Annotated in this window: 25 protein-coding genes; 15 read left to right on the top strand and 10 right to left on the bottom strand. The window is 64.4% G+C overall.

Features of this window, described 5'->3' with window-relative positions; translation table 11 throughout:
* Position 1: 1 nt before the first annotated feature.
* Both AAHM38_RS22225 and pyrF read right to left on the bottom strand, forming a co-directional pair.
* On the bottom strand, positions 2-220 hold the full coding sequence (locus AAHM38_RS22225) for a hypothetical protein (RefSeq protein ID WP_004632927.1): 219 nt from the start codon (positions 218-220) through the stop codon (positions 2-4).
* A gap of 40 nt (positions 221-260) precedes the next feature.
* Positions 261-1,076, bottom strand: a complete 816-nt coding sequence (gene pyrF / locus AAHM38_RS22220) for an orotidine-5'-phosphate decarboxylase (protein ID WP_009277688.1) — start codon at positions 1,074-1,076, stop codon at positions 261-263.
* A gap of 211 nt (positions 1,077-1,287) precedes the next feature.
* On the opposite strand from pyrF, the gene corA reads away from it, so the two are divergent.
* A complete protein-coding gene (gene corA / locus AAHM38_RS22215) occupies positions 1,288-2,250 on the top strand; it encodes a magnesium/cobalt transporter CorA (protein ID WP_009241541.1) in 963 nt (320 codons plus the stop codon).
* Between the two features lie 12 nt (positions 2,251-2,262).
* On the opposite strand, the gene mtgA is transcribed toward corA, so the two are convergent.
* From mtgA to mpl, 7 genes are all read right to left on the bottom strand, one after another.
* Positions 2,263-2,967 (bottom strand): monofunctional biosynthetic peptidoglycan transglycosylase, encoded by a 705-nt coding sequence (mtgA, locus tag AAHM38_RS22210; RefSeq protein WP_012762919.1) that lies wholly within the window; start codon positions 2,965-2,967, stop codon positions 2,263-2,265.
* A 20-nt stretch (positions 2,968-2,987) separates the two neighbouring features.
* Entirely contained in the window at positions 2,988-3,905 is a 918-nt protein-coding gene (aroE, locus tag AAHM38_RS22205) for a shikimate dehydrogenase (RefSeq protein ID WP_012762920.1), read from the bottom strand.
* Between the two features lie 11 nt (positions 3,906-3,916).
* Complete coding sequence (locus tag AAHM38_RS22200) at positions 3,917-4,831, bottom strand: energy transducer TonB family protein (RefSeq protein WP_012762921.1); 915 nt, start codon at positions 4,829-4,831, stop codon at positions 3,917-3,919.
* A gap of 52 nt (positions 4,832-4,883) precedes the next feature.
* Positions 4,884-6,980, bottom strand: coding sequence for a ribonuclease catalytic domain-containing protein (locus tag AAHM38_RS22195; protein ID WP_012762922.1), 2,097 nt, complete (start codon positions 6,978-6,980; stop codon positions 4,884-4,886).
* Between the two features lie 153 nt (positions 6,981-7,133).
* A complete protein-coding gene (locus AAHM38_RS22190) occupies positions 7,134-7,712 on the bottom strand; it encodes a chorismate--pyruvate lyase family protein (protein WP_012762923.1) in 579 nt (192 codons plus the stop codon).
* On the bottom strand, positions 7,709-8,332 hold the full coding sequence (locus tag AAHM38_RS22185; RefSeq protein WP_012762924.1) for a YqiA/YcfP family alpha/beta fold hydrolase: 624 nt from the start codon (positions 8,330-8,332) through the stop codon (positions 7,709-7,711). The genes AAHM38_RS22190 and AAHM38_RS22185 overlap by 4 nt, the downstream gene beginning before the upstream one ends.
* A 7-nt stretch (positions 8,333-8,339) precedes the next feature.
* Entirely contained in the window at positions 8,340-9,725 is a 1,386-nt protein-coding gene (gene mpl, locus AAHM38_RS22180; protein WP_012762925.1) for a UDP-N-acetylmuramate:L-alanyl-gamma-D-glutamyl-meso-diaminopimelate ligase, read from the bottom strand.
* A 78-nt stretch (positions 9,726-9,803) separates the two neighbouring features.
* Here mpl and AAHM38_RS22175 point away from each other — a divergent pair, with 78 nt between their 5' ends.
* The 10 genes from AAHM38_RS22175 (at position 9,804) to AAHM38_RS22130 (ending at position 18,414) form a co-directional block, all read left to right on the top strand.
* Positions 9,804-10,478 (top strand): hypothetical protein, encoded by a 675-nt coding sequence (locus AAHM38_RS22175; RefSeq protein ID WP_012762926.1) that lies wholly within the window; start codon positions 9,804-9,806, stop codon positions 10,476-10,478.
* Between the two features lie 66 nt (positions 10,479-10,544).
* Entirely contained in the window at positions 10,545-11,069 is a 525-nt protein-coding gene (locus AAHM38_RS22170; protein ID WP_012762927.1) for a TlpA family protein disulfide reductase, read from the top strand.
* Positions 11,070-11,251: 182 nt separating this feature from the next.
* A complete protein-coding gene (gene aroQ, locus AAHM38_RS22165; protein WP_012762928.1) occupies positions 11,252-11,719 on the top strand; it encodes a type II 3-dehydroquinate dehydratase in 468 nt (155 codons plus the stop codon).
* 142 nt (positions 11,720-11,861) lie between these two features.
* The gene (gene accB / locus AAHM38_RS22160; RefSeq protein ID WP_009241552.1) at positions 11,862-12,329 is read left to right on the top strand and encodes an acetyl-CoA carboxylase biotin carboxyl carrier protein; all 468 of its coding nucleotides are present in this window, start codon (positions 11,862-11,864) and stop codon (positions 12,327-12,329) included.
* Positions 12,330-12,461: 132 nt separating this feature from the next.
* Positions 12,462-13,829, top strand: a complete 1,368-nt coding sequence (gene accC, locus AAHM38_RS22155) for an acetyl-CoA carboxylase biotin carboxylase subunit (protein WP_009241553.1) — start codon at positions 12,462-12,464, stop codon at positions 13,827-13,829.
* Positions 13,826-14,722: a 50S ribosomal protein L11 methyltransferase gene (gene prmA, locus AAHM38_RS22150; protein ID WP_012762929.1), complete on the top strand. Its 897-nt coding sequence runs from the start codon at positions 13,826-13,828 to the stop codon at positions 14,720-14,722. The genes accC and prmA overlap by 4 nt, the downstream gene beginning before the upstream one ends.
* A gap of 96 nt (positions 14,723-14,818) precedes the next feature.
* Positions 14,819-16,258 carry a DUF3426 domain-containing protein gene (locus AAHM38_RS22145; protein WP_080517529.1) on the top strand — a complete coding sequence of 480 codons (1,440 nt, stop codon included), beginning with the start codon at positions 14,819-14,821 and terminating at the stop codon, positions 16,256-16,258.
* A 150-nt stretch (positions 16,259-16,408) separates the two neighbouring features.
* Positions 16,409-16,909 (top strand): thiol peroxidase, encoded by a 501-nt coding sequence (tpx, locus tag AAHM38_RS22140; RefSeq protein ID WP_004632960.1) that lies wholly within the window; start codon positions 16,409-16,411, stop codon positions 16,907-16,909.
* A 92-nt stretch (positions 16,910-17,001) separates the two neighbouring features.
* A complete protein-coding gene (locus AAHM38_RS22135) occupies positions 17,002-17,937 on the top strand; it encodes a carbohydrate kinase family protein (RefSeq protein ID WP_012762931.1) in 936 nt (311 codons plus the stop codon).
* A gap of 9 nt (positions 17,938-17,946) precedes the next feature.
* Positions 17,947-18,414 (top strand): outer membrane lipoprotein, encoded by a 468-nt coding sequence (locus AAHM38_RS22130; RefSeq protein ID WP_009241557.1) that lies wholly within the window; start codon positions 17,947-17,949, stop codon positions 18,412-18,414.
* A 251-nt stretch (positions 18,415-18,665) separates the two neighbouring features.
* Here the strand turns inward: AAHM38_RS22130 and AAHM38_RS22125 are convergent, their stop codons facing one another.
* Positions 18,666-19,241: a histone H1-like DNA-binding protein gene (locus AAHM38_RS22125; protein WP_012762932.1), complete on the bottom strand. Its 576-nt coding sequence runs from the start codon at positions 19,239-19,241 to the stop codon at positions 18,666-18,668.
* Positions 19,242-20,980: 1,739 nt separating this feature from the next.
* Here AAHM38_RS22125 and AAHM38_RS22120 point away from each other — a divergent pair.
* From AAHM38_RS22120 to AAHM38_RS22105, 4 genes are all read left to right on the top strand, one after another.
* Complete coding sequence (locus AAHM38_RS22120; protein ID WP_012762933.1) at positions 20,981-21,790, top strand: collagen-like triple helix repeat-containing protein; 810 nt, start codon at positions 20,981-20,983, stop codon at positions 21,788-21,790.
* Between the two features lie 132 nt (positions 21,791-21,922).
* Positions 21,923-23,080 (top strand): collagen-like triple helix repeat-containing protein, encoded by a 1,158-nt coding sequence (locus AAHM38_RS22115; RefSeq protein ID WP_012762934.1) that lies wholly within the window; start codon positions 21,923-21,925, stop codon positions 23,078-23,080.
* A gap of 66 nt (positions 23,081-23,146) precedes the next feature.
* Positions 23,147-23,602: a DUF2147 domain-containing protein gene (locus AAHM38_RS22110; RefSeq protein ID WP_009241563.1), complete on the top strand. Its 456-nt coding sequence runs from the start codon at positions 23,147-23,149 to the stop codon at positions 23,600-23,602.
* A gap of 207 nt (positions 23,603-23,809) precedes the next feature.
* On the top strand, positions 23,810-24,514 hold a 705-nt coding region (locus AAHM38_RS22105; RefSeq protein WP_342234320.1), incomplete at its 3' end, for a cache domain-containing protein.

Below are 24,514 nucleotides of genomic sequence, written 5' to 3'. Positions count from 1 at the left end.
TCTAGATCTCGCTGGGATGATCCGGCCGGCGACGATCTCCGTGATCGTGTTCCGGCTGGTGTTCGTGGTCGTGCTCGTGGCGACGGTCGCGATCATGGTCGCGGCGCGTCGTCTCGTGCTGGTGGGTGTCGTCGCGCTCTTTCTCGAGCTTGCGGTCCGGGTCCTTGCCGGTCTCTTCCCGGTGCGTACCGGCAACGGGGCCGTGCGGATGCGTGGTCATGGCGTCCTCGTTCTCGCCGCAACCGGACCGACAGTGCCGATCAGGTGCGGAACTGGTTGATCTGATTGCGTGTGGCCTCCGCCACGCGGCGGGCGGCATCGGCGAAATCGCTGTCGGTGCTGGCGTAAAGAATGGCCCGGGACGAGTTGATCATCATGCCCGTGCCATCGGCCGTGCGGCCAGCGCGCACCGTGGCTTCGATGTCGCCGCCCTGGGCGCCCACGCCCGGAATCAGCAACGGCATGTCGCCGACAATTTCACGCACCTTGGCAATTTCTTCCGGGAAGGTTGCGCCCACCACCAGGCCCATCTGGCCGCTGGTATTCCACACGTCGCGCGCGCGTTCTGCCACGACCTGATAGACGGGGCGGCCGTCGGTTTCCAGAAACTGCACGTCGCTGCCGCCGGCGTTGGACGTGCGGCACAGCACGATCACGCCCTTGTCGGCATGCGCGAGGTATGGCTGCATCGAGTCGAAACCCATGTACGGACTGACGGTGATGGCGTCGGCCTGGTAGCGCTCGAAGGCTTCCTTGGCGTAGTGCTCGGCAGTCGAGCCGATATCGCCGCGCTTGGCATCAAGAATGACGGGGATGCCCGGATACGCCTCGTGGATGTAATTGATCAGCTGCTCGAGCTGGTCTTCGGCGCGCTGCGAGGCGAAGTAGGCGATCTGCGGCTTGAACGCGCAGACCAGGTCGGCGGTCGCGTCCACGATGGCGCGGCAGAACGAGAAGATCGCTCCGCCCGTGCCGGTCAGCGACGCCGGCAGGCGTGCCGGGTCAGGATCGAGCCCGACGCACAGCAGGGAGTTGTTGCGTTGCCAGGCGGCAGCCAGTTGTTCGGTAAATCGCATGGTATCGGGAATGTAAGAGCGGCCGGCCGGCCGCATGACTTGTCTGCATTTTACTCGTCAGGCAACCCGGCGGCGGCATCTTCCGGACGTGGTGCCCGCCCCACGCGTGCGCGGCACGCCACCGCATGTGGCTGAACCTGCCGCCTCTTTAGGCTACACTCGGCGCGATTTTTCGCCGCCCCGTTCAACGCCTGCTTCAAGGAAACACCCCATGATCAATCTGTTCGTCGTGCAAAAAGGTCGTCTCGCGCAGGAACAGGTTGAAGAACGCAGTGAACTGCTGCAGCACAAGCCGATCTGGATCGACGTGATCGACCCAGACGACGAAGAGCTGGCGTGGATCAAGGAAACCTATGGCGTGGTCCTGCCCGAGCTGGAGCAACTGGGGGACCTGGAAGCCTCCGCCCGCTACTTCGAAGGTGAAGACGGCCACATTCATATCCGCACGGATTTCCTGCTCGACGAAGAAGCCACTTCGCGCAACGTGCGCGTGGCGTTCGTGCTGACCAAGGATGTGCTCTTCTCCATCCACGACGAAGATCTGCCCGCGTTCCGGCTGGTGCGCATGCGTGCGCGGCTGCGCCCCGGCTCGGTACGCAACGCCAAGGATGTGCTGATGGATCTGTACGCCACCGACGCGGAATACTCGGCCGACTCCATCGAAGAAGTCTACGAACGCCTCGAAGATGCCAGCAAACGTGTGCTGGCTGACGAAGTGACCGACGCGGCTGCGGCCGATGTGCTGGAAATCATCGCCCGCGTGGAAGACTTGAACGGCCGGATCCGCCGCAACGTGATGGATACGCGCCGCGCCGTGTCGTTCCTGCTGCGCAGCCAGTTGCTGTCGGCGGACCAACAAGACGAAGCGCGCCAGGTGCTGCGCGACATCGATTCCATCGAGAACCACACGGCGTTCCTGTCAGACAAGGTCAACTTCCTGATGGACGCCACCGTCGGCTTCATCAACATCAACCAGAACAAGATCATCAAGCTGTTCTCGGTGGTGTCGGTGGCGCTGATGCCGCCCACGCTGATCGCCTCGATCTACGGCATGAACTTCAAGGTGATGCCGGAGCTGGACTGGGCTGAAGGCTACCCGTACGCGATCGTGATGATGGTGGTGTCGGCGGCGATTCCGCTGGTGTACTTCCGCCGCAAGGGCTGGCTGAAGTAGCCCTGCGCCAGGTCAATCCGGCAGCGTGGCCGAGCCCATGCGGTTGGCGATCACGGTGGCCTTGCGCGTGAAGTTGACGTGCACGTTGGCGCAATAGCTCTTCTTGTCGAAGCACTTCGGCGCGGGCAGCGCCGCCGCCAGGCGCGCCGCTTGCCCCACGGTCAGTTGCGAGGCCGGGCGCTTGAAGTAATGCTGCGCCGCCGCTTCCGCGCCGAACACACCCTCGCCCCATTCCACCGAGTTCAGATAGATCTCGAGAATGCGCTCCTTGTCGAGCCAGAACTCAAGCATCCAGGTGATGACGAGTTCTTCGCCCTTGCGCACGTAGTGGCGCTCGCCCGAGAGGAACAGGTTTTTGGCGAGTTGCTGCGTGATGGTCGAACCACCCGCGACCACGTGGCCGCGTCGCTTGTTCTTCTCCCACGCGTCGAGCATGGCATCGACTTCCCAGCCGCTGTGCGAGACGAAATCCGCGTCTTCACTGGCGATGACCGCACGCTTGAGGTTGCGCGAGATCTGATCGTAATTGACCCAGCGGCGGTCGACATTGCAGGTGAAAACATTGGCGCCGCACAAGCGCATACGCTCAGCGCGCATGAAACTCGTAGACGACGGATCGAAGACCTGCCAACTCGCGATGGCAGCAAAGAAGTACAGGTTGAGTGCGACCACGCCCGCAACGAAGCAGCCGATCACGTAGCCGAACCAACGCATCATCGCAGGGCTGCGCTCCAGGTTCAGCGAGGCGCGCGCGCCGCGACCGCGGCTTCGCCCTGCAGCCCTTCGCGCATGGCGAGCAGCACCGGCGCGGTGTCCGGGCGCACGCCGCGCCAGACGAAGAACGATTCCGCGGCCTGCTCCACCAGCATGCCCAGGCCGTCCCATGCGCGGGCGCCGTTGCGCCGGGCGAACTCCATGAACACCGTCGGACGCGGGCCGTACATCATGTCGTAGGCCAGCGCGTTGGGGCCGAACACGGTGGTCGGGATCGGCGGCACTTCGGCCTGCAGGCTGCTCGCCGTGGAGTTGATGATGACGTCGAAAACGTCGTCCGCAGCAAGCTCGTCATAGCCCCCGCCCACGAGTTCAACCTCGTGCAGCTTGGCCGAGACCTCGAAGCGCTCGACCAGCCTGTTGGCGCGATCGGCCGTGCGGTTGGCCAGGAACACGCGCGCGGGCTTGTGCTCCAGCAGCGGCAGCAGCACGCCGCGCGCCGCACCACCCGCGCCCAGTAGCAGCACGCGCTCGCCTTCGAGCGCGTTGCCGATGTTGTGGGTGATGTCGCGCATCAGGCCGACGCCGTCGGTGTTGTCGCCAAAAATCTCTTCACCATCGAACTTGAGCGTGTTGACCGCGCCGGCCGATTCCGCCCGCAGCGACAACGACGTCGACATGGCATACGCATCGAGCTTGAACGGCACCGTCACGTTGAGCCCGCGTCCGCCTTCACGCACGAAGGTCATCACGGTTTCGTCAAACGCGATCAACTCGGCGTAGATACGGTCGTAGCGGATGCGCTGCCCGGTCTGCTGCGCAAACGCGGCATGGATGATGGGCGACTTGCTGTGCGCGATCGGGTTGCCGATCACGCCATAGCGATCTGTGGGCGGCGCGCTCGCGGCGGCGAGGATGGCCTCTTGAAACGACGACGGCATGGACGACGAAATCAACGGGTCTGCAGGTGGGTTTCCAAGCCTGCGCGGGTGAACTTGAACGTGGCGACCACATCCTGGATGTCGACGCGCTTGCGCATCTCGGCCGGGAAGGCGCCAAACGGTGAAGACGAACGCACGATGGCCACGGCCTGGCGATCCAGCGCGGGGTTGCCCGAGCTCTTTGCGATCTCGATGCCTTCGATCTTGTAGCCGTCCTGGTTATAGCCGAGCTGGCCTTCGCGGTTGATGCTGATCACGACGATCAGCTCGCCATACAGCGGGCGGCCGTTCTGGCTGGGAAAGTTTGCGGTGCCGCGGGCTTCGATCTTGCGCCGCACGGCATCGTAGTAGCGGGCGTAATCCACCTGGCGGGCGCTGGCGGCTGTCAGCACATTGCGGCGCGGGCGCTTGGCGTAGTTCTCGAGATTCCGGTCGATCTCGGCCTGCAGCCGGGCGATTTCGTCTTGCGTGGTGCGGTCGTCGGTGCCGTTGGTGGGCGACGGCTGCGGACGCTCGCCGGGCTTGACCTGACGATCGTTGACCAGCGGCGCGCGCTCGGTCGATTGCGTCAGCAGGCGGCGCTGCTCTTGCTCGAGATATTCAACGCGGCGCTGTGTGAGCTTGATGGCGTCGCCGGTCTGCTCATTGGTGTCGGCGGGCAGCGGCGTGGTGGCGCGCTGCTGGTCATATTCGCCACCGCCGTTCAGGTTGACCTGGGCCACGGCCGTCGCCTTGGACGGTGCCGTCGACGACTTGGCGTTGACGAGCACCACATCGAGGCCCGGATCTTCGCGCTTGATATCGAACGCCTCGGGGGCCACCACGCGCACGAACAGCAGTACAACATGCACGGCCAGCGACACCACCAGCGCCTTGGTGAGCGTGCTGCTGCCGGACCAGTCCGGACGGTTTGCGAGGGCGGCCATGGGGCGATTCCTGGTCGATGCGCGAAGAATGAAGGTCAGGCTGGGATTGTAGTTAGGCAGCGGCAGGCGTTCCACCGCTCTCGCCGTCTTGCGGCGGCGGCGCCACAGCCGCGTCGGCTTCTGCGCGAGCCTCTTCCCCATCCGCGGCAGGTTGTGGCTCAGCCGGCACATCAGCCTCAGCCTCTGCCGCGGCCAGTTCTTCTTCAATGGCTTCGGCTTCAGCTTGTGCGCCCGCTTCGGGCGCGAGGATTTCAACCACGCGGCACGACACTTCCAGGCTGATCTCGTCGGTGTCCAGGATATCGAGCACGACGTGCGTACCGCGTGGCGTTTGCGCCAGTTCCGGCACCTTCGTCACCAGCGGAATGTCGGCGAATCGCACGGCGCCTTCCTTGAGCACCACGGCCTGCATGCGCGTTCGGTTTTCCTGCTGGAGCCAGCGCAGGCACCAATAGCGCTCCATGGTCGACTGGTGGTCGGCATAGGCAGCGTAGGTGGCTTCGAAGTCGGCCACGGCAGCCAGCAGGTCGGCATCCTTGGGCTTGAATGGCGCGATCAGCTTGGCCGTCACGCCATGCTGCGCCACCGCTGCGATCTGCCATTGATTGACCAGATCGACATAGCGACGCAGCGGCGAGGTGCTCCACGCGTACTGCGCCACGCCCAGGCCTTCATGCGGCGCCGGATACGTCTGCATGCGCGTGCGGTGCATGCCCCACGCCTTCTGCGTGCGATAGATGCCCGGCACCCCGGCGTCGGCCAGCATGCGGCCCCACGTGCTGTTGGCGAGGATCATCAGCTCGGCGACGATCTTGTCCAGCGGCGAACCGCGTTTGCGCTGTTCGATCCGCACGCGCTCGCCGCCGCCTTCCGCCTCGGGAATCGGATCGATGTAGAACGAGTAATCGCCCTTCTGCGCGCCCTCCGGCTTGAGGCCGCTGGCGATGCGGGCCTGCTGGCGGCCGTCATACAACGCGCACACAAACGGCCACAGCACCGCCAGCTCGGCCTTGAACGGATAGTCGCCCGAGCCATCGGCGAGCGCGTCGGCGGTGATCACGTCGTCGAGCAGGTTGTGGCGCAGGTTGGCCGCCACGGTCACGGTTTCGCAGCGCGTCTCGCTGGCGCTGACCGCCCACGTTGCACGGTCGACCGTCACATACAGCGACAGCGCCGGGCATGCGCGCCCTTCCTGCAGCGTGTAACGATCCACCACCGACTCCGGCAGCATCGTGATCTTGTCGCCGGGGAAATACACGGTGGACAAACGCTGACGCGCAATCACGTCCAGCGGTTCGCCGCGCTGGATGCCGAAGCCCGGCGCGGCAATATGGATGCCGATGCGCACGGTGGCGTCATCAATCGGGGTCACCGAGATGGCGTCGTCGATTTCCGTGGTGGTCACGTCGTCGATCGAGAAGGCGCGCACGTCGGCGGCAGGCAGCTCCATCGCCGGTTCCGGCACGGTCACATCCGGGAAGCCGGTGCCCTTCGGGAAACATTCCGAGAGGAAGCGGGCCTCGTGCAGCGCGCGAGCGTTGGCGATGCCGCCGACCGCCACCATCAGGCGCATCGGCGACAGGCCCAGCGCGGTGCACGCCGCATCGAGCGCCTTGTATTCGAGGCTGTTCTTGTCCGGCTTGAACAGCAGCTGCAGCGTCTTGCCGCGGAAGGCCTCGGGCAGGCGCATCGCCTTCAGCTCGGCTTCGTATTCGGCCTGCAGGGCGGCTTGCTGCTTCTTGCGCTCCAAACCTGCAAGCGCGGCCTTCAGCTGGTCTTCGGGCGCGCGCTGATAGCGGCCGCGGCCCTTGCGGCGGAAGTAGATCGGCGAGCCATGCAGCGCGATGGCCAGCGCGGCTTGCTGCGTGGCATTGGCGCCGGCACCAAAGTATTCGCCTGCCAGGTCGGTAAAGCCGAATTCATCGGCCGAAGCGCATTCCCACAGAAAATCGAGGTCGATCTCCGCCGACAGCGCCTGGGCTGCCTGCGACAACTCACCGGCAGACGGCTGCGCGAATTGCAGCAACACGTCGCGCGACTTGACCTTGGTGCGCTTGGCGCTCGGCAACTCGACCTGATAGGCCTCGCCCTGTTGGGACAAGACGGTGCCCGCGCGGATCTCGCCGCCTTCTTCGAACAGCAACTGCATGGATTTGTCTGGATCGCAGCACTCGCCCGTGCGAGCACCGCTTTGAATGAAGTGGAATGGCCGCCCATCCTGACGACATCACGCCAGGCGCGGCGATAAAAAGTTGGGGGCGATGATACCGCACTGGCCGGGCGCTCGGACCGCCAAATACGCTTACCGCGGCGGGTGGAAACCAGCCAGCGCCGGCAGGAAAACCTCTGTCACCAGCATCGCGCCCGCGCCGCGCCGGAACACCGATCGGCGGGCCGGCAATCGGGCCGTGCCGGCAACCGGCGCATCGCCCAGCGCGTCGTGTGCCCGGCGCACCAGCGGGTGGCGCGCGTCCAGCAGAGCGAATTCGAAATCGCCTCGCTGTACACGTGGATCGGCGAACAGGGAGTGCCCCAACGGCTGCGCCCCCAGCGCTTTCAGGAACGGCCAGTCCAGCGCCACACTGCGCGGATGCACGATCGTGTGTGCATAGACCACCGGGATCTCGTCGCAGATCAGCAGGACTTCGCGGACCAGCGTCTCAGCAGGGCCCGACATGCCAAGACAACGCCACTCGTCGCGCAACGGCATCGCGCGCCGCTGGCCGAGCAATTGCACGCGAAAGCGCGACGATGCCGCACGAAGCCTGGCCGTCAGAGAATCGGCGCCTACGGCCCAGCGCGCCCAATGCCGGTCATAGACCACAGCCGGAGGCAACGCGCTGCGCCAGAGGCCGCGCGGGTACGACGGGAAATCGGTCATGCGGCACAGAAAGGGTGGGCCGCCAACAGATCGGCTGGAACGCCGCAGAACACGAGCACTTCGTCCATGTACTGCGCGAAGTCGCTGATGCCGTGGTCGCCACCTTCAATGATGCGGGTGGCCGCGCCAGGAAAGTGATCGAGCATTTCGCGGTAGTCGAGCACCTCGTCACCGGTGGCGGCGAGCAGGTAGTAGCGCTCGGGCTGCGTGATGGCGGGCACGGCCAGCGCGCGCAGCTCATCCAGATGATGCGGCTCGACGCGGATCGTGCCGCCGCCATGCCACAACGGCTGTTCGCCGACGTATTTGGCGAGATCCGGCTCCGGGCGCGTAGCCGGATTGAGCATTGCCGCGCGAAGCCCATGACGCTCTGCCAGCCAAGTGGCGTAAAAGCCGCCGAGAGACGAGCCGATGAGCGCCGGCTTAGTGCCGTCACGCGCACTCAGCTCCGCGATCAGCGCATCTGTCTCGGCCATCGCCTCGCGCGGCGAGACGGGCAGCATCGGGCATACATACTGATTCGCCAGCCCTACGGACGCCATCCGCCTGCCTAGCAACTGCGCTTTGAACGAGCGCGGCGACGAACGAAATCCGTGCAGATAGACGATGGATGCCGGCATTTGGGAGTCAGTTCGCTGTCTCGGCGCGTTCGGCCAAGGCGTCCAGCAGCTTCTGATGTACGCCTCCGAAGCCGCCATTGCTCATGACAAGCACATGGTCGCCCGGGCGGGCGGCAGCCGTCACGGCGTCAACTAGCGCAGTCAAGTCAGAGAACGCTTTCGCGCGCTGGCCCAGAGGGGCCAACGCGCCCGCCAGATCCCACCCGATCGCGTCGCGCCCATTGGCGGCGCCGTAAGCAAAGATTTGGTCCGCTCCGGAGAGGCTGTCCGGAAGCGTCTGTTTCATCACACCCAGTTTCATGGTGTTTGAACGCGGCTCCAGCACAGCCAGAATGCGCCCCTCGCCAACGCGGCGGCGCAAGCCTTCGATGGTCGTGCGAATCGCCGTCGGGTGATGGGCAAAATCGTCGTAGACAGTCACGTCATTCACGGTGCCGCGCACTTCCATGCGCCGTTTCACATTTTCGAAACGGGCCAGGCTTTCAATAGCTTGGGCAGGTGGAACACCGACATGGCGTGCGGCGGCGATGGCCGCCACCGCATTCATACGATTGTGGTCCCCTTGAAGTGCCCAGCGGACACGGCCTAGCGGTTGTCCGTTGAACACCACGTCGAAGCTATCGTCATCACTGAGGTTTGCAATTTTCCAGCCGGAGCCACCTTCTGCGCCGAACTGCTCGACTTCGGACCAGCATCCGCGCTCAAGTACCCGCTTCAGGCTATCTTCCCGACCATTGACCAGGAGGCGGCCCTGACCGGGCACGGTGCGCACTAGATGATGAAATTGGGTTTCGATCGCGGCAAGATCGGGAAAGATGTCGGCGTGATCGAATTCGAGGTTGTTCAATATGGCTGTACGGGGGCGGTAATGAACGAACTTGCTGCGCTTGTCGAAGAAGGCCGTGTCGTACTCGTCCGCTTCAATCACGAAGAAGTTGGATTCCGTCAGGCGCGCCGACAGCCCGAAGTTACGTGGCACGCCGCCCACCAGGAAGCCCGGGTTGTAGCCGGCATCCTGGAGGACCCATGCGAGCATCGATGTCGTGGTCGTCTTGCCGTGCGTACCTGCTACGGCAAGCACCCACTTCTGGCGTAGTACATTGTCCCCGAGCCATTGAGGACCGGAGATGTAGGGCAAATTGCGATCCAGGATGGCTTCCATCAGAGGGTTGCCACGGGAGATCACGTTGCCGATCACATAGAGATCGGCACCGATGGACAGCTGTTCGGGGTCAAAGCCTTCGATCAGCTCGATGCCTTGCGCTTCGAGCTGGGTGCTCATCGGAGGGTAGACGTTCGCGTCGCAGCCGGTAACGCGGTGGCCAGCCTGACGGGCGATCAGGGCAATGCCGCCCATGAAGGTGCCGCAGATTCCAAGGATGTGGATATGCATGGGAGCCATCTCAACTTCGTTGCGCCGCATTGTACCCGCGGCTTCAGGGCGGCCCGTGCGCTTCAGTAAAATAGAGCCATGTCCAAACGCCCCACCCTCGACCCCGCCCGCGTGCGGGAGGAAATTGCCGTCACCGCCGCCCGCATGATCGCGGAAGACGGCGTTGACTACGCCACCGCTAAACGCAAGGCCGCGCGCCAGGTGCTCGGTACGGAATCCCGCGCGCCCGGCGAATGGCTGCCGGACAACGAACAGGTCGAAACGGAAGTCCGTGAATACCAGGCGCTGTTCCAGGCCGAATCCCAGCCGCGCGTGCTGGCGTTGCTGCGTCGCATTGCACTGGTGCTGATGGAAGGGCTGGCAATCCATAACCCGTACCTCGCGGGCGCGGTCTTCAACGGCACCGCCAGCGAGCATTCCGACATCCACCTGCAGGTCTTCTGCGACAGCCCGAAGGACGTGGCGATCTTCCTGCTCAACGCCGGCGTGGATTTCGAAACGACAGAAAGTGCTCACTTCGCCGGCCGCGACGAAGTGGAAACGCTCAGCTTCCTGTGGCGCGGCCAGTGGCCCGCCGAGCCCGAATCTCGTGAGCTTGCGCGCCAGTTGCGCGCTGAAACGGGCACGCCCGTGGGCGTTCATATCGCCTTATATGACATGAACGATGTGCGCGGCGCGCGGCGCGCAGACGCTACCGGCAAGACCCAACGCGGCGACGCGGCGGCAGTACGCGCCCTGCTGTCGCAGGGGTGATCGGCCGACAGGAGTACAATCCCGCACGCTCCGCCTCTGTCTATATATAGAGACCTCTGCAAAACCATGTCCCGCCGCACCACTCTGACTGCCCTGCTGATGGCCGGCCTGATTGCCGCGGTGACGGGCCTCTATTTCGGGCATCGTGCCACCGAACCCAAAACGCCGGCTGACACTGCCGTCGCCGCGTTTTACAGCAGCAAGCTCCCGGACGCCAATGGCGCCCCACTGGATCTGGCTGCTTTTCGTGGCCAGCCGGTGGTGATCAATTTCTGGGCACCGTGGTGCGGTCCTTGCGTGGAAGAAATGCCAGAACTGTCTGCACTGGCGCAGGAACAGAAGGCCAAGGCAAAGTTCGTCGGCATCGGCATTGACTCGGCGTCCAATATCCAGACGTTCCTGGGCAAGGTGCACGTCACATATCCGATTGCCGTGGCGGGCTTTGGTGGGACGGAACTGGGCCGCCAGCTTGGCAACGAAGTCGGTGGCCTGCCGTTTACTGTGATTCTCAATGCTCAAGGTGAGATCACTTTCCGGAAGATGGGTCGTGTGCATGCGGATGAACTGCGCGAGGCCCTGCAGCGCACGTGAATGTACAAAAACGTCATATGACGCTCATGTGCACGCAACTCCCCTTCTTCTCCGGCAAAAGCATAGGCGGGACGCCCAAGATCGGTGAAAACACCGATTTGTTGAGAGTTTTTCAGCAAAAACTAGACAAAGCATTCTAAGTTGCTGTAAATTGCGCCCAACTTCGCTCAACCGGTCAAACCGTGGCTGATCAATCCATCGCCAAAGCGCTTCGCAACGTGCTCGTGCTGCACGGCCCGAATCTCAATTTGCTGGGAACGCGCGAGCCGGAAGTCTATGGTGCAACCACCCTCGCCGACATCAATACCGCCTTGGTCGAACGCGCTACGGCGCGCGGCGTGACGCTGGCGCACTTCCAGTCGAACCACGAAGGCGCACTGGTCGACCGCATCCATGCCGCCAAGAGCGAAGGCATCGAATTCATCATCATCAATCCGGCCGCCTACACGCACACGAGTGTGGCCCTTCGCGATGCGCTGGCCGGCGTGGTGATTCCGTACATCGAAGTGCATCTGTCCAACGTGCATCGTCGTGAGCCGTTCCGCCACCATTCGTATCTGGCGGACCAGGCGGTGGGCGTGATTTGCGGGCTGGGCTGGCGCGGCTATCTGGCGGCGCTGGACTTCGCTATCGACCAATACGGCGGCTGACCAGCCATCTTCTTCCTTTTATTTCAACCACTTAACCAACGCAACGACGCCAGCGCCTGGAGCGCTTTTCACCGATGCGCGGCTGAAGAGCCATTCGCACGCATCCACCGCCCCAGATCGCCGACGCTGCAGGAGAACGTTCATGGATTTGCGCAAGCTGAAAACGCTGATCGACCTGGTGGCCGAATCGGGCATTTCGGAGCTCGAAGTGACCGAAGGCGAAGGCAAGGTCCGCATCGTCAAGTCGGCGCCGCAAGTGATGGCCCCGATGCAATATGCGCCGATGCCGATGCAGGCTGCACCGGCTATGGGAGCACCCGCCGCAGCGGCGCCGGCAGCCGTCGGCGCCGAGGCTGCCGCCCCGGCCCTGCCGGCTGGCCACATCGTGACGTCACCGATGGTCGGCACGTTCTACCGCTCGCCGTCGCCGGGCGCAGCCGAGTTCGTCAAGGTGGGCGACACCGTCAAGGAAGGGCAGACCATCTGCATCATCGAGGCGATGAAGCTGCTCAACGAGATCGAAGCCGACAAGGCCGGCGTCATCAAGGAGATCCTGATCGAGAACGGCCAGGCGGTGGAGTACGGCCAACCGCTGTTCGTGATCGGCTGATCTTCCGGCATCCGACCCTCATCGTGCGGCGCGCAGCGTGCCGCATCCGAGCGCGAGCCGGCGCACAAGGGCTGCCACTGAGCGCGGCCCGGCCACAGCGCCCTCGCCTCTCCTTTTTGTAGCGAGAACACGATGTTCGACAAGATCCTGATCGCGAATCGCGGCGAGATCGCTCTTCGCATCCAGCGCGCCTGCCGCGAACTCGGCATCAAGACCGTGGTGGTCTATTCCGAGGCGGACAAGGAAGCCAAATACGTCAAGCTGGCCGACGAAGCCGTGTGTATCGGCCCGGCACCGTCGCCGCTGTCGTACCTGAACATGCCGGCGATCATCTCGGCCGCCGAGGTGACCGACGCCCAGGCCATCCACCCCGGTTACGGCTTCCTGTCGGAAAACGCCGACTTTGCCGAGCGTGTGGAGCAATCGGGCTTCACTTTCATCGGCCCGACGCCCGAATCGATTCGCCTGATGGGCGACAAGGTTTCAGCCAAGCAGGCGATGATCAAGTCAGGCGTGCCGTGCGTGCCGGGCTCGGAAGGCGCCCTGCCGGAAGACCCGAAGGAAATTCTGGCAACGGCCAAGAAGGTCGGCTATCCGGTGATCATCAAGGCAGCTGGCGGCGGCGGTGGCCGTGGCATGCGCGTGGTGCACACCGAGGCTGCGCTGATCAACGCCGTCAACATGACGCGCGAGGAAGCCGGCCGCGCCTTCGGCAATCCGGAAGTCTATATGGAGAAGTTCCTGGAGCATCCGCGCCACGTGGAAATCCAGGTCCTGGCGGACCAGCACCGCAACGCCGTCTGGCTGGGCGAGCGCGATTGCTCCATGCAGCGCCGCCACCAGAAGGTGATCGAGGAAGCGCCGGCACCGCACATTCCGCGTCGTCTGATCGAACGCATTGGCGACCGCTGCGCCGAGGCCTGCAAGAAGATCGGCTATCGCGGCGCCGGCACGTTCGAGTTCCTGTACGAGAACGGCGAGTTCTACTTCATCGAAATGAACACACGCGTGCAGGTCGAACATCCGGTCACGGAAATGATCACGGGCGTTGACATCGTGCAGGAGCAGATCCGAGTGGCGGCCGGCGAAAAGCTGCGCTTCCGGCAGAAGGACATCACGCTCAAGGGCCACGCCATCGAGTGCCGCATCAACGCGGAAGATCCGTTCAAGTTCACGCCGTCGCCGGGCCGCATCACGTCGTGGCATGTGCCGGGGGGCCCGGGCGTCCGCGTGGATTCGCATGCCTACAACGGCTACTTCGTGCCGCCCAATTACGACTCGATGATCGGCAAGGTCATCACGTACGGCGCGACACGCGAGCAGGCCATCGCCCGCATGCGCATCGCCCTGTCGGAAATGGTGGTGGAAGGCATCCAGACCAACGTGCCGCTGCACCGCGATCTGATGCTCGACGCCAACTTCGTTGAAGGCGGCACCGACATCCACTACTTGGAGCACCGTTTGGCGCAACAGGAAGTGGCCAAGGGTGGCGGCAAGTGACGTACCGGGAATGCGTGCTCGAAGTGGCGCGTGACGACGCCGAAGCGTTGTCCGAAGCACTGTTTGATCTTGGCGCGCTGTCGGTCTCGGTGGAGGACGCCGATGCCGACACGCCCGAAGAGCAGCCGCTCTTTGGCGAGCCCGGCCACGAACCGACACGCCTGGCTTGGAACCGCTCGCGCGTGGTTGCCCTGCTCGCAGAGGATGCCGATCCGGCATTGCTGGTGGCAGCCGCAGCCAACGAGATCAACCTCTCGCCGTTGCCCGCGTACACGGTGCGCGAAGTCGAAGAGCAGGACTGGGTGCGCGTGACGCAATCGCAGTTCGAGCCGATCCACATTGGTGAGCACATCTGGGTCGTGCCGTCCTGGCACGACGCGCCGGAACCCGACGCCGTGGTACTCGAACTGGACCCCGGCCTCGCGTTCGGCACCGGCAGCCACCCGACCACGCGCCTGTGCATGGAATGGCTGGAGCAGCACGTGCAACCCGGCGAACGCACGCTCGACTACGGTTGCGGCTCGGGCATTCTGGCCATCGTCGCCAAGAAGCTCGGCGCCGGCGAAACCGTCGGTGTCGACATCGATCCGAATGCGGTCGAAGCCTCGCGCTACAACGCCGAGCGCAACCACGTCGAAGCCACGTTTGCCCTGCCCGACGATGCACCGGAAGGCACGTTCGATCTGGTCGTCGCCAACATCCTGTCGAACCCGCTCAAGTTGATGGCAGCCATGCTGTGCGCACGCGTGCGGCCGGGCGGCCGGCTGATTCTGTCGGGCGTGCTAGAGCGCCAGGCCGAAGAAGTTGCCGCTGCGTACGCCTCCGCCATTCCGCTTACCGTGTGGCGCGCACGTGACGGCTGGGTCTGCCTGCGTGGTGTGAAGCCGACGTAATTTCACCGCATTGCGCGCCAGTGCCCCCTGCAAAGGTCGACGCTGGCGCCTCTGTCTGCAATACTCGCGCGGTCGGCTTTTTTCTCCTCGTCCCGCATGGCAACTGCGCCACAAGCTGCGCCACGTTTGGCCGCCCGCTGCCCCAACTGTCAAACCGCATTCCGCGTTGTTGCCGATCAGCTTCGGCTGCGCGGCGGGCTGGTCCGTTGCGGCCGCTGCAATCACGTCTTCGATGGCCGCGATCATCTGATCGAGCTTGGCGCCCCGCCCGCGCCTGCAGCGCCGACCGCAGAAGCACCGCAGCCACAGCAATCACCGGAACACGCTGCTCGCATTGCGCCGCTCGCAACGCCCGCCGCCCCTGAACCGGAAACGCCCGCGGCACGGCCTGCCGCAGAAGACGACCACGGCTTCGGCATGACGCTGATCTGGGAAGAAGACGTTCCCGAAGAAGGCGTCGCAGAAGTGCATCTGGGGGAAGTTGAAGGCGCAACACCCGCGCCCGATCTGCAATCGACCGCACCCGACACGCGACCGCTGCCGGACGAAGCGCCGATCGAGCGCGCTGCCGAGCCCGTCGCTGAACCGGTGCAGCTGACACAACCTGCAGAACCACCCGCTCCGCCCGCCGATCCATTCCACGGCCTGCCGCCCATCCGCGACCTCGAAGACGAGGAAGACGCGTTCGCCGCCGCCGTGCCCAGGCAGCCGTCGGCGGATCTGCCGGTCGAGCCGGCCATCGCGCCCCCGGCGGCTCCGGTGGTGACGGCGTCTGCACCGGTAGCCGTCGCATCCCTGAAGCCTGAGGCGGAAAAGCACGATTCGGTCTGGATGCGCCACCAAACCGATCCGCACACGCTGTTTGCGCCGGTGCCGCGCCGCCAAGGCCACACACGTCGCACGCAAGCCGAGCCCGCCGGCCCGACGCCGCAGCGCACGCTGACTGGCGCGCCGCGTCCGCGCAAGGTGCGGGGGCCGAACCACGGTGTCTCTGCCGCGACGCTTGATTTTTTGCGTGCCGCGCAAGCCCGCGAGCAAACTCGCAAAACGACGGGACGCCGCGCACTGGCGCGCGTTGCGATCGGCGTGCTGGCGGTGACGGCCGTGCTGCAACTGCTCTTCCTGGCCCGCGCCGAGATCGCGCGCCGCGTGCCCTCCACACGGCCGATGTTGGAGGCGATGTGCCAGCCGTTGCATTGCACGATTGCGCCGCCGCGTGATCTCGATGCATTGCAGATCGAATCGTCACAACTGCAGCGGCAAGAAGGCGAAGCGTCCGACCAGTACGTGCTGACGGCGACATTGCGCAACCGCGCCGGCGGCCCCATCGCCCTGCCGGCCATCGAGTTGGTCACGACCGACTTGCAAGACCAGCTGCTGTCGCGCCGCGCACTGCTGCCTACCGACTACCTGAACCCGACCGACAGTGCATACGGCAAGTCAGGGCTGCCCGCCCGCGCCGAACTACCGATTCGGGTACGATTCCAGTCACAGCGCCCGACGGCCAATTACCGGGTCCTGATTTTTTACCCCTGAATTTTCACCCCTGGCGTAGAGCCGCTAACAAGACCCTCCTGGCCGGGCATGCCGACGCAGACAGTGCAAGCGGTACGGCAAGGAGGCGACGCCAGGCGGGTTCTGTTAGCGGCTCTTCCCCCAACACGTATCAAAGGAAGGAGTAACACCATGGCAAACGTGACCCTTGGCGGCAACCCGATCGAAGTCGGCGGCCAATTCCCGACCGCAGGCTCGAAGGCCCCGGCATTCACGCTGGTCGGCGCAGACCTGAAAGACGTGTCGCTCGCTGACTTTGCCGGCAAGCGCAAGGTCCTGAACATCGTGCCGAGCCTGGACACCCCGGTGTGCGCCACCTCCACGCGCAAGTTCAACGAAGCCGCTGCCAAGCTGGACAACACGGTCGTGCTGTCCATCTCTGCCGACCTGCCGTTCGCAGCCGGCCGCTTCTGCACCACCGAAGGCATCGCGAATGTGAAGCCGCTGTCGACCTTCCGCGACAAGGGTTTCAAGCAAGCCTACGGCGTCGACATCACGTCGGGCCCGCTGGCTGGCGTGACCGCCCGCGCCGTGGTCGTGCTCGACGCCGACGACACCGTCCTGTACTCGCAACTCGTGCCCGAGATCAAGGACGAGCCGAACTACGACGCGGCCCTGGCTGCGCTGAAGTAAGCTGAACTGATTGCATCGAGACCAGCTTCCGGTCTCTCGTTCATCACACGGCCGTCCACTGGGCGGCCGTGTCATATCTGGAGTGCTTCAATATGGCCAGCGTGATCTGCGGCTCGATTGCCTACGACACCATCATGACGTTCGACGGACACTTCCGCGAACACATCCTGCCCGACAAGATCCACATCCTGAACGTTTCCTTCCTGGTGCCGACCATGCGCCGGGAGTTCGGTGGCTGCGCAGGCAACATCGCCTTCACGCTGAAGATGCTCGGCGGCGAGCCCATCATCATGGGCACGGTCGGCCAGGATGCGGGCCCGTATCTGGACTACCTGAACAAGCTCGGCATCTCGACAGCGCATGTCACGGAGGTTCCGGACACGTTCACCGCGCAGGCGATGATCACGACCGACCTCGACAACAACCAGATCACCGCGTTCCACCCCGGCGCGATGAGCCATTCGAGCATCAATTCGGTCAAGAATGCGCTGCCGGCGAGGCTTGGCCTGGTGGGCCCCGACAGCCGTGAAGGCATGCTGCACCACGCGACCCAGTTCGCCGAATCCGGCGTGCCCTTTATCTTCGATTTGGGCCAGGCAATGCCGCTGTTTGACGGCGCCGACCTGCGCCACTTCGTTGAACTCGCCAGCTACGTGGTGGTCAATGACTACGAAGCACAGGTCATGCTGTCACGCACGGGCTACAGTGCGGCAGAACTTGCGCAGCGCGTCGAGGCGTACATCGTCACGCGCGGGGAAGAAGGGGCGGAGATTTACGCAGGCGGCAAGCAGTACACTATTCCGGCCGTGCCGGCCGAACGTGTGGTCGACCCGACCGGTTGCGGCGACGCGTTCCGCGGCGGCCTGCTCTACGGCATCGAGAACGGCCTGGACTGGGACACCACCGGCCGCCTCGCCAGCCTGATGGGCTCACTCAAGATTGCTTGCCAAGGCCCGCAGAATCACGGCCTGCCCGTCGACGAAATTGCGCGGCGCTTTGAATCCGCTTTCGGGTACCGGTATCAATAAGGAACGAACATGAAACCCATCTATCGCATCGGCGCCGCGACTCTGCTGGTCGCCGCCCTTGGCCTGCAAGGCTGCGCCATGGGCACCAATTCCAACAGCGCTTACACCTCGGGTCAGGCGCAGCGCGAGCAGACCGTGCGCTTCGGTACGGTGGATTCCGTGCGCAATGTCGTGATCGACCGTGAACAGACGGGCGTTGGCACCATTGCCGGGGGCGCGATCGGCGGCATCGGTTCGGCTGCCGCCATCGGCCGCGGCAACGGCTCGGTCGCAGCGGGTGTGCTCGGTGCGATTCTCGGCGGCGTGGCCGGCAGCGCGCTCGAAGGTCAGATGAATAAGCGGCCGGGCCTGGAAATCACCGTCAAGCTCGACAACGGCGAGTACCGTGCGATCACGCAAGACGCGGACGAGGCGTTCCGCCCTGGTGAGCGCGTGCGCCTGCTCTCATCGGGTGGCGTGACGCGCGTCACGCACTGATCGACGATACTCGGCCGATACACCGAGGGGTTCACCGGAAATACCGCATCGGCATTGCGCCGGTGCGGTTTTTTTTGTTCGCGCGAAACGCAGGCGCGATGCGCGGGCAAGAAAAAGCCCGCCGGGGCGTGAGCCGATCGGCGGGCGGTGCAAGACACCAAGGCCTTGCGGACCGGATACGCGGTATCCGATCAGGAGGGCGCGACCTGCGCGCCGCTGTGGTCCCGGAGGATCAACGTCGTCAGAATGACTTACGGACGGTTGCCGGTCGGGAACGGCCATGCCGCAGCCGGGTTCAGCGCGGTCTTGGCAGCGGGTGCAGCAGGTGCAGCGGCCGGAGCAGCAGCGGGCTTGGCAACAGCCTTCTTGGCCGGAGCCTTCTTCGCAGCAGGCTTGGCAGCGGCCTTCTTGGCAGCCGGGGCCTTCTTGGCGGCAGCCTTCTTCGCAGCAGGCTTAGCAGCAGCCTTCTTGGCAGCCGGAGCCTTCTTGGCTGCAACCTTCTTCACTGCGGCTTTCTTGGCCGGAGCCTTCTTGGCTGCAACCTTCTTCACTGCGGCTTTCTTGGCCGGAGCCTTCTTGGCTGCAATCTTCTTCACTGCAGCTTTCTTGGCCGGGGCCTTCTTAGCTGCAACCTTCTTCACTGCGGCCTTCTTGGCGGGGGCCTTCTTGGCAGCGACCTTCTTAGCTGCGACCTTCTTGGCCGGGGCCTTCTTAGCGGCCGGAGCAGCCTTCTTTGCAGCAGCCTTCTTGGCGGCCGGAGCCTTCTTTGCAGCGGCCTTCTTGGCCGGGGCCTTGGCGGCCGGTTTCTTCTTAGCAGCAGTTGCCATGGGAAACTCCTTCAAGATTGGGTATCGAACTATCGAGATTGAGCAACCCGACCGGCCCGATCCCACGATGCATTGGCATCGCCAGACCAACCGAGCGAGCGATTCATCGGCGCGCCACCAGACAGCAGTCGCACGCTAATGAATTCGGTAGGAAGATCTGCGGCTTGCGCGGTGAACACACGCAGCAAGTTGCACGCCCCGGTTGCGCGCACGAGCGCAGCCGCAGTCGGCCAGACAGAATGCATCCGGCGAGTCTTCATCAATTGAGAGGACCGGGGCATCGTGGCCACACCGGTCGAAATCTGATCTTGCGCGAATCGCTGCGTAGACCGCAAAGCCGCCTGCGGCGTGACTTTACGGACAGCGAAAAACTGGAGAGCGCGCGTTTTCTTTTGGGGGTAATACGCCCATCCCGACGGGGGGATCGCAGAGACGGCACCGAGTTCAAACAGCCCTGTCGGCGTGGCGTGCATCAAAGTGGTTACGCTCCTCGACTACCTTTCACTTGCCGCTTGGAACTTCATCGTCGTTGATCGCGCGAAGGTCCCTTGCATCGAAGTCAACGTCTTGTCAAGGCGAATCATAATTCGTTTGCGCAGTGATGTTAAGAGATTTATGCAAAAAGCGCGGTGAGTTTTGGTGAAGGATTGCGCTGCGTCTGTGCATCGCTGCGATTCGCATCGCGCATGCGCGCAGATCGATGTCGAGAAGGCGCATTTTCTTGCGTCGTAACATCACGTTGCGGCGTTGCTCCACGTTGACACGTGTGTCCCGCAAACCCAATGGTTATGCCGGTTTACAGCAACACACGATGTTGCGCGCGCGCCCCTCATGATCAGATGCACGTGCATCGCGCGCGTTCGCCGACATCGTGCGCGACGACGCGCGCTCTGCGCGATGCGTGTCGAAAAAAAACGATGCGTAGATGCGACAGCGCGTGCGAATTTTTCGCGCTCAACACGTCGATGCGCACGCGATCGGTGCGATCGACGCGTGCATATCGACGTGCGGAGCATGTCGTTCGACGCTGCCGATACATCGCGCTCACCTTCGATCGGTACCGTGCGATATCGATGCGATTGCGAAGACCAACAGCATGCGTGCAGCTCCCGCAAATCGCGTGCCGCTCATCCGGTGCGAGCGGATTGCGATGGAGCAGAAGCATCGCTGCGTGCGTGAGCGCGACTCGGATCCGCGTGTGCCGGATTGATGTCGACGCGCGACGCCGACCTCGGATCGTGACGATGCCGATCTGCGTGCGAGCACGACATCGAAAAGCGCGACTCGCTCCACGCTTCTCGCGATGGGCCATCCCGGGAAAACCCTGCTCAGCCCCTCGCTGAAAAGTGCATGCGATCGCGTTTGAAACGACGCTGTTTTGCGACGATAGAAGGATTGTTCTACGGCAATCTAGAGCCCAGTTTTGCTGCGGCCCCATCGCCCGAAGAATGGCTTGCGTTGGCGTTTTTTTCCGGACCGATTGCACAAATTGCTGCGATCGCAAATCCGGATGTCAGGTTGGCGCTGATTGTCATGCCATTCGGTTTCACTCCACGATCCGCTCACCACATCAGCACGGCATCGATCGCGCGGTGTGGCACGGGCCTGCGCGTGGCACGTGAGAAGACAGGGAGGTCGTCGCCAACCCCACATGGCTGACGACGACAAACCCGACGAGCAAAGAGCGCAAGACAGAAGGGGTCCAACGAGCGTTCTGTTCTGAGTAGTGGAGGCACAAGATGCGCGATCGAGCGTTCTTGTCGAAATCGAATCCGCCAAAGCGCGGAGTATTCCTGCGGTGCGTGCTGGCGACGGCATCGTTCGCCATGGTGGCCGGTTGCGCGAATTCGGGCAGCGGCGACATGGGAGCGTCGCTTGGCGGCGGCGGCAATTCGCAATCCAAGCCGGCGATCACTGCATCGACATCGCCCACGTGGTCGAACAACAACGGCAGCAATGCGACGGGTGGCACCGGGTCGACCGGCAGCACGCCCATCGCGACGCTGACCGGCCCTGTCGAGCAGGTGACGACCACCACCATCACCGCCATCGTGCCGCTCACCAGCACGCTGACTTCCGCCACGCAAACGCTGGGCGCTGCCACTGGGCTGGGCGCACCTGTGAGCAACGTGCTGGCGACGCTGGGCGGCGCGCTTGGCAGCGAGGGCCGCACGATTTCGACGGCCGGCAAGGGTGACGGGCTGGTGTCGACGTTGGGCAACACGGTGGGTGCGCTCGGTTCGCTCACCACCGGGTTGTCGACGGTGGTCTCGCCGACGGCGCCGTCTGCAGCAGGCAGTGCGTCGGGTGGTGCGCCGGGTAGTGCGCTGACCGGCGCCCTCGGTGGTGTGCTTGCGCCGGTCACGACGGCAGTCGGTTCGCTGACTGCGGGATTGCCGGGTGCTGGCGCGCTCGGCTCGGTTGGCGCGGTCAGCAGCGGCGGTACGGCTGCGACGGGTCCACTGGGCGGATTGGGCGGCGTCGGCACGACGGTTGGCGGGTTGGTTGGCGGTGTGCTGTCGGGTGTGGCATCCGGCGCGCATCACTAGCCACCGCTCTGTAAAACTTTCTTTGCATTCGACGGCAAACGCAGGCGGATGCTACCCGCTGGACGTCAGATGCGCGTTCTTCTGACCCGGCGGTGACACGCGGTACGGGCCGCGCTTACAAGGAGACTCACCATGAAGATTCAGAACCCGCTCCACACTTCTTCTTCCACTTCGTTGTCCGCCACTTCGGCGTCGCGCACGCTGCTGGCAGCGGCTGCGGTGGCCGTGCTGACGCTGGCCGGTTGTGCTTCGGGCGGCAACCCGAACGGCGACACGACGCCGTCATCGTCGGCCAACAACAATCCGGGCGCGGTGCCGGTCGGCAACGTCGCCGGCGGCGGCGGCAACGTCGTCACGCAGACGGGCAAGACCGTCGGCGACCTTGGCACGACCATCGGCACGGCGCCGGTGCCTGTCATCGGCGGCACGGCAGCGCAGAAGGATCTGGGCGCGACGGTCACCTCCGCGGGCAACACGGTCCAGACATTGGGCGGCGGTATCAGCAATGGGCTCGGCAAGATCGGCTCGACGCCCGACCCGGTCGGCACCACGGTGCAGAGTTCGGGTGACGTGATCCGCTCCGCCGGGGTAACGGTCGGCAACGCGGGGCAGACCGTCTCGGATCTGGGTGCCGCCGGCAGCCCGCTGGCGCCGCTGAATCCGGTGACGTCGCCGGTGGGCAGCGGTGTGTCGGCGCTGGGTCAGGTGATGCAGGGTGCTGGCGGGCTCGTCACGATTGGCACGTCGAGCGGCCCGGTGCAACAGATCACGCAGCAGACGAGCAACGCGATCGTGCCACTGTCGTCGCAGCTCGTGAACGGCACGCAGACGGTCGGCAGCACGACGATGCTCGGCGGTCCGCTGGCCGGCGCGCTAAACACGGTTGGCGGTGGCCTTCAGAGCGCTGGCGCGCAAGTCGGCGCGGCCGGCGGCAACCCGCTCACGCGTGACGTGGGCGGTGTGGTCGGCGCCGCTGGCGGCACGGTGGCCAGCGCCGGCGGATTGATCAACGGCGGCAGCGGCGGCTCGGCGAATCCGTTGGCACCGATCACGGGCGCGCTCGGTGGCGGCCTCGGCGGTGGCAGCAACCCGCTCGCCCCGGTGACGGGCGCGCTGTCGGGCGGCGGCAGCAATCCGCTGGCGCCGGTAACGGGCGCACTGACCGGCGCTGCCGGCAGCGGCAACCCGCTCGCCCCAATCACGAATGCGCTGGGTGGCGTCACGAACGCCGCCGGCGGCTCCGGCAGCAATCCGCTGTCACCCCTGACCGGTGCGTTGAGCGCGCATTGATCCCTGCGCCGACATCATCGATCAGCCCTCACCGATTTTTTTGACTGACAACAAGGAGACTCCACGATGCAACATACCCCCTACGCTCTCGCGCGCCTGGCTGGCGCACTGGCCCTCGCTCTGGCAGCCGGCAGCGCCTTCGCGCAAGCCAGCCCCGCCGGCACCTGGAAGACCATCGACGACAACACGGGCAAACAGAAAGGCGAAGTGACGATCGTCGACAACGGCGGCACGTTCACGGGCAAGGTCAGCAAGATCCTGGTGCCCGGCGACGAGAACAAGACCTGCACCAAGTGCACGGACGACCGCAAGGACCAGCCGATCAAGGGCCTGACGATCCTGACGGGTCTGAAGCCGAACGGCAACAACAACTGGGATGGCGGCCAGATCCTGGACCCGGAAAACGGCAAGGTCTACAGCGCCAAGATGTCGCTGTCGGAGGACGGGCAGAAACTGAATGTGCGCGGTTACCTGGGCATCAGCCTGCTGGGCCGTACGCAGACCTGGATTCGCGAGCAATGATCGCCCGCCTATAACGACACCTCCCAACGCGCGGCGGTGCCCCCTCCTTGCGGGTGAGGCGCCGTCTCTTCAGGCGCCGGTGCAAGCCGGCGCCTTCTTTTTGCGGAAATCCGCACACTGCGCGCACGCCATCCCCACTAAAGACGGCCACTCCATCGCCGTTACACCGATGCGGAGTCGTCAAACAATAAGTGGAGAAAACACGACATGCGACAGTGGACACTCAAAGCAAAGCTGCGCCTCGCGCTGGCCCTGATGTGGCTGGGGCTGATCGGCGTCGGGATCTGGAGCGCGATGGAGACCCGCGCGACCATGCTCGACGAACGCAAGGCCGGCCTGCAGAACCTCGTAGATGCCGCCGAGGGCATCGCCAAGCTGTATCACGGCCGCGCGCAATCGGGCGCCATGACCGAAGCTGATGCCAAGAAAGCCGCGCTGTCGACGCTCGCCTCGATGCGCTTCGGCACCACGGGCTATCTGTTCGTGGTCGATTCGCAGTTCATCCTGCTGATGCACCCGACGCTGGCGGACATGGTCGGCAAGAGCACCGCGGGCTTCAAGGACCCGACCGGCAAACCGGTCTATCCGACCATCGTCAACGCCGCCAAAGACAAGGGCTTCGGCTTTGCCGAATACCAGGGTCGCCTGCCCGGCAGCGAGACCGCATTGCCGAAGATCGGCTACGTGAAGCACTTTGCGCCATGGGACTGGAATCTCTCCAGCGCCGTCTTTCTGCAGGAAGTAGATGCGGCGTATCGCCATTCGCTCGTCGCGAACCTGATCGTCATTCTGCTGGTGGGCGGCGCGGTGTCGCTGGCCATGTCGCTCATCATCCGCAACGTGCAGCGCGGACTGGGCGGCGAGCCGGGCTACGCCACGGAGGTCGCACGGCGCATTGCCGGCGGTGATCTG

Source organism: Ralstonia sp. OTU4908 (assembly GCF_038440115.1).
Lineage (GTDB): Bacteria > Pseudomonadota > Gammaproteobacteria > Burkholderiales > Burkholderiaceae > Ralstonia > Ralstonia pickettii.
This window is presented reverse-complemented; position numbering and strand designations above follow the sequence as displayed.